Raw genomic sequence first — 16,651 nt, forward strand, 5'->3', positions numbered from 1 at the left:
GTGTAATTATCATAGTTCGTAGCATGATCCTGATTTTACTAAAAATCAAGCACCTTCAATGATCACGGGTATATAAGTAATCACACCTTTGAGATCGGTCGTTGAGACAAGTTGGTCGTGAGCACTTAAAAGCGTTTCACGGGATTGAGATGGTGAGCTGACGGTCATCAATATTAACTTTTGTACATTATTATTTAGCAAATAATATACAACCATTGAAGTTATGACAAAAAGCAAACATCATACTTTTGTATTCACACACACTATATTATGTAAATAATAATTACCTGTTTCACACAGGTTGCTTTGCCGGTCCGATTTACCCAAATATCCAGAGCACAGCCAGTACCAACCGCATCCCACCTGCCAATATCATCATTTTGATTGACGTGACTTTGATCTGTATTGATTTTAAATCTAGAGTTGAGGTTATCATTAAATGATATATTAATAATTTTTAGTTATTTAGAGGCGGGTATGATCAATCCACTTTGGCTCAACACCTTTAAGACATTGGTGGAAGTTGGCCATTTCACCCAAACGGCTGAAAAGTTATATATGACGCAACCTGGAGTCAGCCAACACATTAAAAAGCTTGAGCAAGCTTGTGATTGTGACCTGCTATCAAGAGAAAATAAGAGCTTCGAGCTGACTGAACAAGGTCATATTATGTATCGCTACGCGCTCAAATTAGAGAAAGACCAACAAGATCTATTTGAATCGCTCAGCTTTGATAACCCATATTCCGGCCAGTGTCACCTGTCCTGCTCGGGTTCACTCTCTTTACGCCTCTATCCCAAGCTTCTTGAACTGCAGCAGCAACATCAAGAACTCAGCATTAACCTAGAAGCGGCACCAAACAAAAAAATCTTGAATGACTTGATAAACGGTACGACCGACGTCGGTATTGTTCGGCATTCGCCAAACGACAGCTACTATCAAAGCCAAGTCATCGGCAAAGAGGCGCTATGCCTTATCGTGCACCATAGCCTGGCTGACCTTGAGATCACACCACAAGTGCTGCATGAGATTGGTCTCATAGCCCATCCAGACTCCGCTCATTATCTATCGTTGTATTTTGATTTGTGCGGAGATAAAGAGTTAGCGAACATCAACGTTAATGAAATCCCCAAGTCTGGCTATATCAACCAACTTCACCAAATATTGCTGCCTGTCTCCAAAGGGTTAGGCTTTACTGTGTTACCCGCTGGCGCAGTCGAACACTTCCCTGAAAGAGATAAACTGCATGTCGTACCACCGAAGGTAGAAGTCGAAGAAACCCTGTATTTGGTCCAAAAGAGAAACCGCAAACTGCCACATCGGTACAATACGGTGATTGAATTAATCAAACAAAATGTCAGTGGTTGAGCGTATATCATGGACTCTTTTCGCGGTTAGCTTCGAGCGTAGAAAATAAAAATGAAAATGAAAATGAAAATGAAAATGAAAAAATACAGCATGCCCTTCCAGCATAAGACGCGCGGCGTTTGTTTAACGCCGCCAATTCAATGATTACTGATCAACTTCAAGGGTATCAAGCACCTGACTTGCTCGATCAAAATCATACTCGTCAAGTGCTCGTTGAATATCTAAAAGCGTGGGGTGATTCGGATTAAGGACCAGTAGCTTTGTGACGTACTGCGCTGAATCGTTGTCATAAGATTCAAGTAAGGACAACAAAGTATCATGCTGCACTTGTGAGATGGCATCGGCCTTATATTCGCAGACCTCAGAGAACCCTTTTTTTTGCGGCACTTCAAAATGGTTTATCAACTCTTTTAGCAAGGGTTCTAATTCACCGAGTCCCTCTTCTAGCTCGATTTCATCACACTGACGATGATGAGCCCTTTCTTCCAAGCGACTCATCCTATCAGCCAGACGCACTCCACCAATCGATGCCGCCATGCTTTTCAAGGTGTGCAAGTTCCTTTCAAGCGTACCCCACTCCGCTTTTGAGAGGCTTTCAAACGCATCGTCCCTGACTTGAGGCGCTTGGTTATGGAATTTTTGCACCAGTTTATTCTGGAGTTCAACATCGTGATACGTCTGCTGTTCAAAGCGTTTAAGGGAAAAGATTGGTGAAACATTTGCGCGATCTCTCGCTAGATGTGACGCCGCCATATCTCCCTCACTCAACCTCTTCGTTGATGCCGTTACTGGATGACTTTTTGTCATTACCTCCGGTGTGATGTACTTGGTAATCAAAAAGATCGCTTGATCTATGATCACAGGCTTGTCTAAGAAGTCACTGACCCCCGCCTCTTTTGCGCTTTGCTTGACATCGCCAAACACATTGGCCGACATCGCGATAATCGGAACTTCTTTGTCGAATTCGCGGATCAAGCGTGTCGCTTCAAAGCCATCCATAATAGGCATTTGCAGATCCATTAAGATCATTTCATAGCGATGCGTCTTTGCTAATGCTAATGCCTCCTGTCCATTGACTGCTAAGTCTGTCGTCAGTTTACAGCGTGTTAGAAAGGCCAAGGCAAGATCCTGATTGAGTTCATTATCTTCAACCAGCAGCACTTTTTGTCCTTTAAACTCAATTTGGTCGTCAAGTTGCAGCTCCTGAGACTTAAATTGAGTCAGCGCTTCTGGGGTCGATTTCGGTAGTGTCAGACGAAACGAAAAGCGACTGCCTTGTCCTAATACACTGGTTACCGTGATCTCACCGCCCATCGCGCCAACCAGCTTTTGGCTGATATTAAGCCCAAGCCCAGTCCCCCCAAACCTGCGGGTCGTGGTGCTATCTGCTTGGCTAAACGCTTGGAATAGCTTACTCTTGTTCTCTTCTGATATCCCGATACCAGTATCCGACACCGCGATGCGCATCGAACAATGAGCGTCTCCCAACTCAATCAATTCAACACTCAACGCAACCTGCCCCTTTTCAGTAAACTTAATCGCATTACCAATCAGGTTAAGGATCACCTGAAATAACCTCAGCGGATCACCCAACATCGGCGTATTCAACTCTGGGGCGACCGACATAGACAGCAATAACTGCTTCTCATCCGCCTTTAATCTCATCAGCTCAATCACATCTTCGAAGGTATCCATAGGATTGAACGGAATGCTATCAATAAACAACTGACCCGCTTCTATCTTAGAAAAATCGAGGATATCGTTGATGATGCTCAGCAGTGAGTGCCCTGAGCGGTGAACCTTCTCGATATAGTTGCGGGCGATTGGATTTGAAATCTCGCCAATCGCCAGATAAGACAGGCCAGTTATCGCATTCATTGGTGTTCTTATTTCGTGGCTCATGTTGGCTAGGAACTCCGATTTGGCTTGGCTGGCTAAATCAGCTCTTTGTTTCTCTTGTTCGAGTTGTTGATTGAGTTGCTTCATTTGAGAAATATCGAATGCCCAAAATAGCGTTGCCAACTCGCCATCCAGATCGAAACGATAGTAACTGACCAGTGCAACAAATCGAGTGCCATCAAATTTTTTAAGCACCAGTTCTGCATTAACCACTTTGCCCGCGAAGTTGAGCTCCTTGTATATTTTTTCACGTACCTCTAATGACTCATAGATTCCTAGCACATCAATCGTAGCCTGCTCTTGGTCTTCAAAGTCAAACAATCGCCTTGCGGTATCATTGTTATAACGAACCTTATCGTTAACCACAACACATGCCGCGATAGGGGAGCTGTTTAGCATAGTGTATAGCTGACTTTGCGCTTGACGAAGCGCTTTTGTCGCATCATTAGCAATCGTGATTTGTTTGGCTAACTTTCGATTCCAAAATACGATGAGCAATACGATAACCAACGAAAAGGCTGAAATTGTGTACACCAATTGATGGTCGATTTTTTCAATCGCTTTTGGCGCAGCCCATTTCGCCGATATTTTTTGATGTTCACTCGCGGAAATACTGCTGATTACTTGATTAATGATCGACAATAATAGCGGCTCGGATTGATCGACATGGAATGTAGGGGATAAATAAAAATCTAAGCGATCGGTAATACCTAAGTTTCGATAGCCATTTGAGTCGATTAAATAGTTCAACACTTCAACGGTGTCAATCACCCCGTCCAAAGTTTGGTCATCTAGACGATTAATGCCATCTATTGTCGATCGGAGAAACACCCATTCAACATAAGGAAACCGTTTAACAATATCTTGCATGTTTGCAGAATTCGCGAGAATGCCAACTTTCCACCCTCTATTGTCGTCAAGATCTAAGTTGCTGTTATCACGACTTGCAGCAACAGCTAAACGATCTGAGAACAAGCTATTGGCAGCTTGGACATTGGCACCTAATGAGCGATTCTCGGCTGATGAAGCTATCAACTGTATATCGTGATACTTAACCAGCTTGCGTACGTCTCCCCAACTGCTAACCTCTTCATGTTCAATATTAAGGCCCGTTTTTCGCTCAATCAGCGTTAAATAATCATCAATCATGCCAATGTATTCACCGTTCCTCGATATGCTCTCATAGGGTAATGACTTAGGAATAACGCCGATCCTCACGCTCGGGTTATTCTTGATCCATTGCCGCTCCTGTTGATTTAGATTAAGCAGCTCACCGGTGAGTTTATTGAGCTGATAGATATCAGAAATATAACGTTTTGCCCCCTCGCCTAAAAAACTAAACTGCTCTACTGAAGGAAAATACCCACCACTTTTCTGCAGCGATTCGGTATCAAAATAAAAAGTCATAGAGCCTGCGATCGTGTTCCGGCTTTGGGTTTTATAGGTTGCAGCCTTAGTTATAGATGAGAGTTGAGAAAGGTTCTTCTGATCACTGTCAGTGCTGATTAGGCGGCCGAAATGCCACGATTGAATGAGTTGGTTGCTGTTGGCAGCTTGCGCTGTGATCACTTGAAACGAGCTATCGATATCAAAAACCTCAAACACACTTTGCAGCGCTTCAAAGCGATCATTCACGATAAAATACGCCGATATTTGCGCAATGATGTCCGCTTTTTTGAGCAGTGGACCTAAGTCCGTTCGGATGTGAGTATCAATAATTTGGTTTAAACCATCATCAGATCGCTTTAGATTTTTAAGCGCAGCATTGAAGCTATCCCTCAACGCTTCCGTTTTGAAATCGACCTGAATCGGATAGGTGACTTTGTAATTTTCATGCAGGTGCAACTCAGTGGTGTTAATAAAACGAGTATTCAATATGAACCATTCCATTACTCGCCTTTCGACTAATAAAAGATCGATATTTTGCGCTCTCAACTGAGTGAAGGCTGATTCAAGACTGCCGTAACTGTCGACCCGTCCAATGTCTAACGTCGCCTTCAGCGCATCAACCGAGTTTTGAATGGGCTCGATGTCATCAACCAATAGTGCACCTAACAATAGATTATTCTGAGAGTGTAGGTTGAGCTTACGACGTTCGAGCGACACCGGAATGTACTCAATATCAAGGATACTATCGCTTAGGAAGTGAGTATTTTGCTCATCAAACTGAATACCCGAGACAAAGGTAACGGAGTGGTTATTGTCCATTGCCTGCTGAGCCGAGCTAGGCGAAAGAGTGACAATATCATCTAACTGATAGCCCATATCATTAAAAGCACGTTGTAAAATATCGTGTTTTAGCCCGACAGCGCTGCCATCTGGGTACATATACGGTGGGTTATCAAAACCAAAAACACCTTTTAAAGGGGCACGGTACGCGGAACTGCCTAACCACTTGGATAAGATACGATTCTTGTTATCGACATCAAAGGTTTTGATCTGTTGATTCATTAGAGTGAGCAACACTATGTTATCGCTTCGAACCATCATCGAGACCTCAGCTCGTTTCCAGTACTTTAAGAGATAGCTCACAGCCAAGTCATCAATACCACTCTTTCTGACCAGCTCCATTGTCGAAATCGGTTCAGCTAGAATGCCATCAATATCCCCCTTATCAAGCGCTCTCACTGCCTCAGAGGTCGTATCAAAGTTTACACTTTCAATCGCTCCTAATTGCATTCCAGCTTGTTTTAGATCGATGCTGCCTTTGACCATAGCAATACGACGTTGATCCCTTTGATCTAAGTCCGCATCAATTGGGTTGTCCATCGGAACGATCATCGCGATCTGATAGGGAATATAAGGATGAGTTAGGGAGAATCCTTCACCAGGATCAAACTGTTGAAAAGGGTAAACGTCTCCTCGCCCCTCTAACAGGGCTTTTTTCGCCTCATCAACAGAATAAACGGTGGCAAGACTAACGTTGACTCCAAACCTCTGTTCAAGATCGTGTGCCCAATCTCTGATAATACCAGCGACATTGCCCTCTTCATCAATAAAGGAATATGGATAATGGTCAGCAAGGGTAATAAAGGTAACGGTAGGCTGGTTTTTTAGCCACTGATTGAGATCTGTATCGTTAGCTTCTGCGGCACTGGCACTCGCGTTAACACAAAAAGTGAACCATAACCCGATAACGAATGGAACAATATCGCTGTTTAAGCGGAGCACAGAACATTCACTCCTCTTCAAATAGCGCTTGAACCGCTAAGATCTGAGGCAAATTCTCAAACAACAGATCGACAATTCTAGGGTCAAAATGCTTGCCCTTTTGCGCTTCAAAAAAAGCCAATACTTCATCGGTAGTCCAAGCCTTTTTGTACGGCCTCTCTTCAGTAAGCGCATCAAACACATCGGCAACCGCTGCAATCCGCCCGACCAAAGGGATATCTTCACCGGCAAGCTGGTTTGGATAACCGCTGCCATCCCATTTTTCATGGTGATACCGTATCACTTGGTTTGCCATTCGCATCAGCTTTGAATTACTCTGCGCGCCGAGTATTTCTAACCCGTATTCGACATGCTTCTGCATAATCGCCCACTCATCAGCATCCAGCTTACCCGGTTTTAGTAACACGCGATCAGGAATGCCGATTTTCCCAATATCATGCATGGGGGCTGCGTCACGTAAGGTTTCAGCATCTTCACCTGTCATACCCAAAGCCTTGCCCAAAATTTCGCAATAATGGCTCATGCGCACAACGTGCTTACCCGTTTCCGTGTCCTTAAATTCTGCCGCCCTACCCAATATACTTAACGTCTCTAGCTTGCCCAAATTGATCTCTTCCGTTTTCTCTTTAACTTGGCTAAACAACACACGCTGTTGGTCATAAAGTGCAATATGCGTTTTCACGCGCTGAAGCGCAATTTCAGGTGTAATAGGCTTAGTGAGATAATCCACAGCGCCCAAGGCAAGCCCTTTCACCTCATCTTTGAGCTCTATCTTAGAAGTCACAAATATGATCGGGATATGGGCGGTATTCGGCTGATCTTTAAGCTGGCGACATACCTCATAGCCATCAATATCAGGCATCATAACATCGAGCAGGATCAGATCCGGTTGCGGCATTGTCTTGGCAATTTTCATAGCAATGGTACCGTTAATGGCAACCTTAACTTGATACGGGTCTTTGAGTATTGCTGTTAACACGTCCAAATTGCTTGGAGTGTCATCAACCACCAACACGATAGGCTTACGCGTCATTGCTACCTCTTATAACAATCAAACAGTTATAAGAATTAGTGTAGATGGATATTCACGACCTAACATGAAAATGAGAACGACTTGTAAAAAATGGAGCGCAAATCACGATATGGAGTCAAATTAGCGATCTGAGCCTATCATCGCTATCAATCGACAAGAGTTGGCACATAATAAAGGAGCTGCGCAACTGGCTTGTTTACTGGTAATAAAAAGATGAGTAGTAATAAAAAGGTACTGGTAATAAAAAAGAGCCCCTAAATTCGGCGCTCTTTGATGTATCACTTTGATTAGCTTAGCTAATAATAGTCTATCAATCAGTGACCGGAATAGTACATACAGATCCGAACGCCATCGAACTCACGGATCTCAAATGGGATCTCATAGATAGATTCCATGACCGATTTTTCAATTACCTCTGAGGCCTTGCCTGATTTAACCACTTGGCCTTTTTTCATCGCAACAATGTTGTCTGAGTAGCAAGAAGCAAAGTTGATATCGTGAATCACAATCACCACTGCTTTATTAAACTCATGCGCTAATCTACGCAGCGTCTGCATGATCTCAACCGAGTGTTTAATATCAAGGTTATTGAGTGGCTCATCCAGGAACACATACTCGGTATCTTGCGCCACCACCATAGCAATAAACGCCATTTGGCGCTGACCACCACTCAGCTCATCAAGGTATTTGTTTTGAATATCGGTAATACCAAGGTGCTCTAGCGCCGTGTCGACAATTTTATGATCTTCATCTTTCAAGCGACCTTGCGAATGGGGAAAACGACCAAAGCTGACCAACTCGCGAATCGTAAATCGCATATTGATGTTGTTAGATTGTCTCAGCACAGCAAGGTGTTTGGCGAGCTCTTTGGTATCCCACTCAGCAAGCAGTTTATCGCCAATCACCACTTCACCCGCATCACTGTCTGTTAGGCGGCTTGCCATTGAAAGCAAGGTACTTTTACCCGCACCATTGGGACCAATAATAGAAGTGACTTCCCCCTTTGGGAACATGGCACTGGCATCGTTAACCACGATCGATTTGCCGTACTTCTTCGTTAAACCGGTTAATTTAATCACTACTTATTACCTTTACTGAATTCTGGTACGTAACAACAAGAACATAAAATACAAACCACCGACCAAGTTAATGATCACACTGACTGTGGTTTCAAACGACATCACTTTTTCAATAAACCATTGACCGGACACCAACAAAACAACCGCCAACAAGCTACTTGCAATGATCAACACGCGGTGCTGATAAGAGCTAAAGATCTGGCGCGCTAAGCTCACCGTGATCAGTCCAAAGAACAATACAGGGCCAACCAAGGCCGTAGAGACTGCCACCATCACCGATACAATAATTAACGTTATTTGCGTCAATCGTTTGGTGTTCACGCCCAAGCTTGTCGCGTTATCAACACCAAGCCAAAGTACATCTAGCTTAGGTGACATGAGCCACAAACCCAGCAAGCTCAACCCGAGTGGGATCATGCTCAGGTAAACTAGCTCCCCTTTCACATTATTGAAGCTAGCGAACATCACATTTTGCAGTACGGCAAATTCATTCGGGTCAATCAGCATCGCTAAGAAATTAGAAAGACTCGCGAATACGCTGCCACACACAATACCAATCAGCAGCAGTGTAAATACGTTGTTTCGCTTGCTCTTAAAGTAAAAATGGAACAGAGCAAACGAGAACAAGATCATCACAGTCACAGACAGCGCAAAGTTCGCGATTGAATCAATAACCCAAAAACTGGTGCTACCAAACACAAACAGAAGTGAGGTTTGAACCAGTAAGTACAAGCTATCAAAACCCAAAATCGAAGGGGTTAAGATACGGTTATTGGTGATGGTTTGGAAAACCAGTGATGATGCGGAGATCGCCACCGCAGCCAACACAATCGATAACAACTTTGGCATTCTTAACGACAAGAAAAACTCGTAGTTATCCCACGTTAGCCCTTGCCCAACAAAGAGCGCTGTCATCCCTAAAGACGCGATAGCCAGAATCGCAATTTTTACTGAATCACGCATTCGACTTGTCTCTCATGATTAGGTAGATAAAAATGATGCCGCCAAAGATACTGATCACCATCGAGATTGGGATCTCATATGGGAAGATGATCACGCGAGCTAACAAATCACAAGCCAGTACTAAGATCACGCCCCAATAAGCTGTCCAAGGTAAAATCTTCTTCATGTTATCGCCCATCATCAATGACACGATATTCGGCACGATTAAACCAAGGAATGGGATAACACCCACAATCATCACCACTGAAGAGGCGCATATTGCGACCAGTGCGACACCAATGAATACTATTTTCTGGTAGTTCAGGCCGATATTCTTCGCAAAACTTTCTCCAATGCTGGCTGCACTGAATTGACTCGCAAAGTAATAGGCCAACATACAAGCAGGTACAGCGAGGTACAGGATTTCATAGCTGCCTTGCAATACGCTAGCAAAGTTAGCCATTGTCCACGCCGACATTGTTTGCACTAAATCGTGCTTGTAGGCAATAAACGTAGTCAGTGCCGAAATGACGTTGCCATACATGATACCGATCAAGGGCACCAATACGGCATTTTTGAATTTAAGATGCTGTAAGAAACGCACTAGCAGCATGGTTCCAGCAACGGCAAACGCGAAGATAAAACCTAAATAGCCCCATTGCGCAGCATTGCCTAATACTAGAATACCGACAATATAGCCCAGCATGGCGCAATCAATGGTTCCCATCGTAGAAGGCGCGGCGAACTTGTTTTGTACGATTTGCTGCATAATCAAACCAGACACACTCAAGCCTGCTCCAGCAAGAACAATCGCTAACAGTCGTGGAATCCGACTAACAATATAAATAGAGTTGGCGTGTTGGTTGCCATTTAAGAGATCACTAAAACTGATTTCAGCGACTCCTATCATCAATGACGCAACGCACAACACAACAAGAAATACAGCAGCTGCAATGGGTTTCAACATAGAAATAATACTATAGGTAAGTCTCGGATAATCCGTGTGAAAAGTGCAAAAAGGCTTATAAGAATACTCTTATAAGCCCGAATATTTAATGAACGATTATTGCTGAATTACACGCTCTACGTCATCAATCATTTTGTGAATTGCGGTAATACCACCGCCGGTCAGATACCAAGCAGCGGTATCAAGATAAACAATGTTGTCGTGCTGCGCAGCTGGTGTTGCTGCTACTAGCGGATTATCGAACAATTGCGGTGCGCGACCTTCCGAGCGACCGATCGCTTTTTCACGGTCTAAAACGTAAATCACTTCCGGTTGTGCGTCGGCAATGTATTCAAATGAAATTAGGTTACCGTGCGTTCCTTTAATTGGTGCAACGGTAGCACTCTTTGATTCTACAAAGCCAAAATCATCAAAGATAATTGAGTAGCGGCTGCCTTTGTTAAACATTGCAATATTGCTGCCGTTGTTCATTAGCATCATAGCCGTAGTATCGTCAGACGCGACTTCATTATATACAGCAGTAATCGAAGCTTGAGTCTCTCCAATAATCGCTTCAACTTCGGCTTGCTTGCCGAAAATGTTACCTAGCGTACGCCAGTTTTGTTGGGTATCTTGCCAGTACTTATCACCATCAATAGAGAACATGATGGTTGGTGCAATTTGTGCCAACTTGTCGTAAACCTTAAGCATGCGGTTTTCCGCGATGATAATATCCGGCTTCAACATGTAGATAGCTTCAAAATCAGGTTCGCTCAGCGAGCCAGTATTTTCTGTTGTATTTTTATAAGATGCTAGGTAGTCAGGCAGCAAGCTGTGAGAAACACCAACCGGCTGCACACCAATTTTGTCAAGAACATCCAAGCTACCATGTCCCAGAACCACTACTCGTTGTGGTACTTCAGTAAACTGCGCTGTCCCTTTGGAGTGTTCAATGGTGACGGTTTCCGCTTGAGCGGTCACCATGAAAGATGATGCAAGAACGATGGCAAGCCCGCTCAATAATTGGCGAACTGAATTAATTGTTTTCTTCATGTTTCTTCCTTTGCCATTGATACAAACCACCACTCATGACAATAAAAGTCACATCGCTGATAAAAAGTTACAATACTCATCGGTGAGCATGGGGCGTACACAACTGCTAAATAACGATAATTTAAATTGCATCATTGTGTTGACAACAAAATTGCAACGCAAGTGATAACTATTATCAATTATATTTGCACTAAATTAGCGATACAACCACTTTCTTATTCATAAACGTAAAAGTCAGTATTCATATTTTGTTAAAGCACTATTTAAAGATGGTATAACGCGCAACAACAAGGGGTTAACAGTCGTATCTAGTACAAAACGCCTCAGTAACACGGACCAGTGTCTAGAGCGAATACCGTTATCGGTCTAGGGTTGGATTACGCGATGCACCACTCAGACCTGACCAATCCCCCGCCCTGCACTCATTGGGCCTTCAATTGGTGACGATAACTCATTCCAAATTATTTTCTAATTGAGTTGTAATTTTAAAAACTAGGCGTATAGTGCGCCTCTTGGCTCTGAACTATAGAGCTGTTAATGCTAAAGTAAGTTCAAGTTCCACAAAGACAGTTCTCGATTCCTCGTTACACCATCTCTGCGTCAGCTTTCACCCAGATAGTCATTCAATAGCTTTTTAAATTCTAACCTCACTACCGTTCTATCCGTTATTTGCTTTCTTTTACGCAAACTATTTATTTGCGAAAGCCTAAGATAGTTCGGCTCACTAAATGTAATAAACACAAGGCACAATTATGTCACGCAGAACAACACGACAAACCCATTGGTACCAACTATCACGCGAAAAAACCGTCAATAAACTAAAAGGTAATAAATGCTCAAGATCAAAATAGACTTACACAAAGAAAAGATTTCATGGGTCACCGAGATTCGACAGCTCAATAGCGATATACTCCACCGCCACATATTGCCCAAGCTACAACACCACAGTTATCTCATCGACTTTGAATTTAATGAACGAAACAGCATCGGAACTATCGTTTCGCGCAACGGAAACACCCTAGGACATTTCACACTCCTGTAGCATTTCCCAAAGGCGACAAAAAGAAACATCGCCTAGTTCCAAAGATATAAAAGATGTCACCCTCAATTCGCTCTAGCAGAACAAAATAGAGTAGAAGTAAAACAGATCAGAACCTAGCCCTTTTTGCATTTCACACGCGGCTAACGCTAGCTAGGTTATCGTGCTTCTATTGAAACCAACTTATATCGAACTCTGAATCACCAATGACTCATTATCAGTGCATTCATGGACTAATAAGTTAACGGCATCGACCTTAACTTCTGATCCAGCGTATATAAGTGTTCTGCAGCTTGCATGTGTTGAGGGTAATCACTGAACTTCTCACGATTCTCCTCATTCATCTTACATGTCTCATCCACCAGCATTAACTTCCAATACAGCTTTGTTGTGTGCAGCATTGCCAGTAAAGGTTTGAACACCTCTTTCTCATAAGCTTGAATCAACTCTTCGATCAATTCATCACGCTCGTCTTCACTTGTGATTGAACCATTGGTTGCAGCCAACACTTTCTGATATTTCAGGTTGAGTTGCAGTTTATCCATGACCGTTTGGTTATCTTCCGCCAGCTCGACCAGCTTCGACTTAATGATACTCAACCAATTTTCTTGGCTAAGAACCGACTCATCAACACTCGAAAAATCTTCACGGATCTGTCGCTCGACATCTTTTTGAGCTTTCTTTAAAACGGCGCGCACCTTTTGAAAAGGCAGCTGAAATTCCTTACTTAGCTCGATAATCAGTTTATGAAAACCACCATTGGGAAGGTGTAAGTTTTCTTTAAACGTCGCCATTGCGGCTTCTTGCTGTTCGGTAAGGTGGGTCATTCTATTTCCTATTCTTTATCACTTATGGTGCTGAACTGACGATCATACCATTATTGACCACGGTTTTTCGGTAGTTGCATCAGTGATAGCAAGCGATGCGCTTAAATTGTCTCAATACTTTCGTTTTTGGCTATTTTTCAAACCATAATTTACCAAGCTACTCTTTACCAACCACTATTTTCAAACCGAAAGGACACCCAGTCGAACTTAATCAAAAGACAGGTTTTAAAAATGGTATCTCGATATATGCATCTATTCAAACCATCCTGCTACTCAAACCATGCAGCTAAGATAGAGATGCTACTGAGGGTGAGACTGCGCGAGCCGAACGCTGACTAAGCTCGCGACCATAATCGCTAAGTAAAAACTGCCAATGATAGATTCCATAAACACAAAGAATTGAGCGATAGGCAGAGCGGGTGAAATATCGCCATAACCGACCGTCGTCAGCGTAATAAAGCTGAAGTACATCGCGTTGAATAGGTTAGTAAGCCAGAGCTGCTCTTCTAGCCCATAAAATGCATTAGGAAAGAACTCCAAAATCAATAAATAGAGGGTCGACCACGCTAAACCTAATAATAGGTAAATGCAGATCGAACCGATAATATGGTTGGGGGTTACCGTTTGGGCTTTCATCACCTGCTTTAACGCCGAGTAAATGTGCGAAAACAAGAATGTGGCTAATGCGGAGAGAGTCAGCAGCGATAGGTTATAGCCGTCCAAAAACGAGAAAGAACCAGTCACCGATGCTGTGATCAGCAACAAGCCATACCAAGATCGATACAAGGCTCGCTCTTTATGAATACCAACAATCGAAATCGCTAGGGTAATAATGATGAGAAACAGAATCGTTTTTTGCCCTTGTGGGTAAAACTGCTGCATGACCGCACAGCCAAAAAACAACACCAGCAGCGCGAAGAATAAGAAATAGAAGTTGTCGTCTTGCGAGACTGCCTTCATCTTATTTCTCCTCGGTTTTTGGCTCTAAGTTCAGCCAAGAGACCAGTAATTCATAAGACAAACTCAAGATAACTGCACCAACGAACAGCCCCACAATACCTGACATCGCCATACCACCTAGTGCACCAAGTAAAATAACCAACATTGGAATATGTGAACCCCGGCTTAACAGCACTGGCTTTAAAATCGCATCGCTACCACTAACCAAAATACACCACACTAAAAACAAGCTTGCTGCTAGCGTTGATTCGACGCTGAACATATAAATGATCGCAGGCAGCAACGCCAGAATCGGTGGCAGTTGGATGATTGCAACCAGCAACACTGCCAGTGCCCATACAGCGGCGGCCGGAACGCCCGCAATCATTAAGCCGATCGCCGACATGATGGACTGAATCACTGCCACCCCAATCACACCTTGTACAACACTGCGCACGGTCGACTTGGATAGCTGTACCAAGCCAGCACCTTTACCATCCGTTAAACGAGCCACCAAAAGCGTCACACCCGCTTGGCATTTATCCGCATTACTCATAAATGCGCCTGCAATAATGGTCGAAATAATAAACTGAAGAAATCCACCGCCTAAAGAGCCTAAGATAGACGCGGCTTTAGAGGCCAATACCTTGAGCTCTTCAGCGTACTTAATAAATACGCCCTCAATATTCGACGAAGCGTGAACTAAGGTGGCGTAGACTTTCTCGCCTATTAAAGGAATCTCTTGCAGTGATGGTTTAGGTTTGGGCAGAGGCAAGCTACCATCTTGCAAGCCAGCAATTAAATCCGTGCTACTGGTGTAGATACCAGAAGATAGCGCGCCCAGCGGGATCAATAACAGTATCACACCTATGAAACTTAACAGCGCACTGGCCTTGCCTTTCGACATACCGGTTTTATTTGAGATGGCGACCGCAAGCGGATATAGCGCGGTCGCAATGATTGCCCCCCACACCACCAATAAAATAAATGGGCGTAAAATCGAAAAACACCAATAAACGAGCATCGCAACCGCGGCAATTTTGATTGCGGCATCGATGGCCTGTTTTGAAAAATCATCCGTTAGCTTCATTTGACGTCCTTGTCGGGTAAAATTAAGACTGATGTTATGAAAACTGTCGATACCGCCAGAGTTCAGCTTGTTGTTCCGTAATTGCTCATCGGACTCACTTAAACAGCTAACATCAACAAAATTAGTACTTTAAACATAAACCTGGTCATGGAAAACACAAGTAAATCGGAGGGAATTTAGTAAATAGATGACCTACCTCTAAATACGGTTGTTTAGTAAAGCAATACACAACTAGACACACAACTTCGCAGACCGTGTATTTTCAATCAATGGCAAGTAAAGTGATCCCTATCTTTATCCGAATAAGTAAGTAACCTACAATTGCTTCTACATCAAACGGCAGGATTTTGTGATAAGTCTTTATTCTTCAATAAAATAAACTACGTAATCAATCTTTTAACCAACTAGAATTACGACAATTAGTATCACTCCATTAAAGACAATAGATGCTCTGTCTCTGTTTTCGGATCTTTGGCATGACAGATCGCCGAAACTAACGCCAAGCCATGAATGCCAGTCTTAACTAACTGCGGAATATTCGACTCGTTGATTCCCCCGATACCGACAATCGGTAATCTTGTTGTCTCCAACGCCATTTGAATACCTTGATAACCCCAATGCCTCTTCAGATTAGTCTTAGTTGATGTGGCAAAAAGCGCACTCAAACCAATGTAATCGATCGGCAAACTATTGGCTTCTTGTAGCTGCTGTTCAGTTTCAATCGACAGGCCAAGGATCTTATCTTGGCCAACCAGCTGCCGTGCCAATACGGCGGGCATATCCGACTGCCCCAAATGCAGCCCATCAGCATCGACGGCCAGTGCCACGTCCACTCGATCATTGATGATTAGCGGTACGCCTGAACCGGCCAGAATCGACTTAACCGCAAGCGCACGCTCAATAAAGGCTCTCACATCCCCATGTTTTTCTCTCACTTGTACCATGGTGACGCCACCCGCGACCGCTTGCTCAACCACAAACTTTAGTGTGCCTATATCTTGCTGATCATCAGTCACTAAGTAGAGCTTATAAGGATTCATGTTGTACCTTTGAGTCGATTTTCAAAATTTATGTTCCGCTATTTTATCGAAAAACCGCATCATGTGCATGGCCAATAATACAGGAGCTAATGAATACACTAGCTATTGGATACCTCTTCAAAACACTGAATTATAAGAATAAAGCATTATTAGGGCGTGTTGATCTTTCGAGCTGATTTTTGCAGCGAGTTGCTGGGTATTTATACAAGGCAGAGGCGTCGATGT

Annotated in this window: 12 protein-coding genes; 2 read left to right on the forward strand and 10 right to left on the reverse strand. The window is 43.4% G+C overall.

What is annotated here, in order from left to right:
- Positions 1 to 477 precede the first annotated feature (477 nt).
- Positions 478 to 1,368 carry a LysR family transcriptional regulator gene (locus Q1A70_RS15625; protein WP_299693569.1) on the forward strand — a complete coding sequence of 297 codons (891 nt, stop codon included), beginning with the start codon at positions 478 to 480 and terminating at the stop codon, positions 1,366 to 1,368.
- 144 nt (positions 1,369 to 1,512) lie between these two features.
- Here the strand turns inward: Q1A70_RS15625 and Q1A70_RS15630 are convergent, their stop codons facing one another.
- The 6 genes from Q1A70_RS15630 to Q1A70_RS15655 form a co-directional block, all read right to left on the reverse strand.
- Positions 1,513 to 6,402 carry a transporter substrate-binding domain-containing protein gene (locus Q1A70_RS15630; protein ID WP_299693572.1) on the reverse strand — a complete coding sequence of 1,630 codons (4,890 nt, stop codon included), beginning with the start codon at positions 6,400 to 6,402 and terminating at the stop codon, positions 1,513 to 1,515.
- Positions 6,403 to 6,445: 43 nt separating this feature from the next.
- Positions 6,446 to 7,471 carry a two-component system response regulator gene (locus Q1A70_RS15635; RefSeq protein WP_299693563.1) on the reverse strand — a complete coding sequence of 342 codons (1,026 nt, stop codon included), beginning with the start codon at positions 7,469 to 7,471 and terminating at the stop codon, positions 6,446 to 6,448.
- A gap of 314 nt (positions 7,472 to 7,785) precedes the next feature.
- Positions 7,786 to 8,550, reverse strand: a complete 765-nt coding sequence (locus Q1A70_RS15640) for an ATP-binding cassette domain-containing protein (protein ID WP_299693560.1) — start codon at positions 8,548 to 8,550, stop codon at positions 7,786 to 7,788.
- A 12-nt stretch (positions 8,551 to 8,562) separates the two neighbouring features.
- Entirely contained in the window at positions 8,563 to 9,513 is a 951-nt protein-coding gene (locus Q1A70_RS15645) for an iron chelate uptake ABC transporter family permease subunit (RefSeq protein ID WP_299693557.1), read from the reverse strand.
- A complete protein-coding gene (locus Q1A70_RS15650) occupies positions 9,506 to 10,459 on the reverse strand; it encodes an iron chelate uptake ABC transporter family permease subunit (protein ID WP_299693554.1) in 954 nt (317 codons plus the stop codon). Before Q1A70_RS15650 ends, Q1A70_RS15645 begins: the two co-directional genes overlap by 8 nt.
- A gap of 96 nt (positions 10,460 to 10,555) precedes the next feature.
- Positions 10,556 to 11,491: an ABC transporter substrate-binding protein gene (locus tag Q1A70_RS15655; RefSeq protein ID WP_299693551.1), complete on the reverse strand. Its 936-nt coding sequence runs from the start codon at positions 11,489 to 11,491 to the stop codon at positions 10,556 to 10,558.
- 832 nt (positions 11,492 to 12,323) lie between these two features.
- Here Q1A70_RS15655 and Q1A70_RS15660 point away from each other — a divergent pair.
- The gene (locus Q1A70_RS15660) at positions 12,324 to 12,533 is read left to right on the forward strand and encodes a hypothetical protein (RefSeq protein WP_299693548.1); all 210 of its coding nucleotides are present in this window, start codon (positions 12,324 to 12,326) and stop codon (positions 12,531 to 12,533) included.
- A 230-nt stretch (positions 12,534 to 12,763) separates the two neighbouring features.
- Here Q1A70_RS15660 and Q1A70_RS15665 read toward each other — a convergent pair whose 3' ends face one another.
- From Q1A70_RS15665 to thiE, 4 genes are all read right to left on the reverse strand, one after another.
- Positions 12,764 to 13,357 (reverse strand): hypothetical protein, encoded by a 594-nt coding sequence (locus tag Q1A70_RS15665; protein ID WP_299693543.1) that lies wholly within the window; start codon positions 13,355 to 13,357, stop codon positions 12,764 to 12,766.
- A 300-nt stretch (positions 13,358 to 13,657) separates the two neighbouring features.
- Positions 13,658 to 14,317 (reverse strand): potassium channel family protein, encoded by a 660-nt coding sequence (locus Q1A70_RS15670; RefSeq protein WP_299693540.1) that lies wholly within the window; start codon positions 14,315 to 14,317, stop codon positions 13,658 to 13,660.
- A gap of 1 nt (position 14,318) precedes the next feature.
- The gene (locus Q1A70_RS15675) at positions 14,319 to 15,386 is read right to left on the reverse strand and encodes an AI-2E family transporter (protein ID WP_299693537.1); all 1,068 of its coding nucleotides are present in this window, start codon (positions 15,384 to 15,386) and stop codon (positions 14,319 to 14,321) included.
- A 425-nt stretch (positions 15,387 to 15,811) separates the two neighbouring features.
- On the reverse strand, positions 15,812 to 16,426 hold the full coding sequence (thiE, locus tag Q1A70_RS15680) for a thiamine phosphate synthase (protein WP_299693534.1): 615 nt from the start codon (positions 16,424 to 16,426) through the stop codon (positions 15,812 to 15,814).
- Between the last annotated feature and the right edge of the window lie 225 nt (positions 16,427 to 16,651).

Source organism: uncultured Vibrio sp., assembly GCF_947488985.1.
Lineage (GTDB): Bacteria > Pseudomonadota > Gammaproteobacteria > Enterobacterales > Vibrionaceae > Vibrio.

Coding starts and splice junctions, on each gene's coding strand:
- Q1A70_RS15645 (WP_299693557.1), bottom strand. CDS start 9,513: ATGCGTGATTCAGTAAAAATTGCGATTCTGGCTATCGCGTCTTTAGGG.
- Q1A70_RS15670 (WP_299693540.1), bottom strand. CDS start 14,317: ATGAAGGCAGTCTCGCAAGACGACAACTTCTATTTCTTATTCTTCGCG.
- Q1A70_RS15625 (WP_299693569.1), top strand. CDS start 478: ATGATCAATCCACTTTGGCTCAACACCTTTAAGACATTGGTGGAAGTT.
- Q1A70_RS15665 (WP_299693543.1), bottom strand. CDS start 13,357: ATGACCCACCTTACCGAACAGCAAGAAGCCGCAATGGCGACGTTTAAA.
- thiE (WP_299693534.1), bottom strand. CDS start 16,426: ATGAATCCTTATAAGCTCTACTTAGTGACTGATGATCAGCAAGATATA.
- Q1A70_RS15650 (WP_299693554.1), bottom strand. CDS start 10,459: ATGTTGAAACCCATTGCAGCTGCTGTATTTCTTGTTGTGTTGTGCGTT.
- Q1A70_RS15635 (WP_299693563.1), bottom strand. CDS start 7,471: ATGACGCGTAAGCCTATCGTGTTGGTGGTTGATGACACTCCAAGCAAT.
- Q1A70_RS15655 (WP_299693551.1), bottom strand. CDS start 11,491: ATGAAGAAAACAATTAATTCAGTTCGCCAATTATTGAGCGGGCTTGCC.
- Q1A70_RS15660 (WP_299693548.1), top strand. CDS start 12,324: ATGCTCAAGATCAAAATAGACTTACACAAAGAAAAGATTTCATGGGTC.
- Q1A70_RS15675 (WP_299693537.1), bottom strand. CDS start 15,386: ATGAAGCTAACGGATGATTTTTCAAAACAGGCCATCGATGCCGCAATC.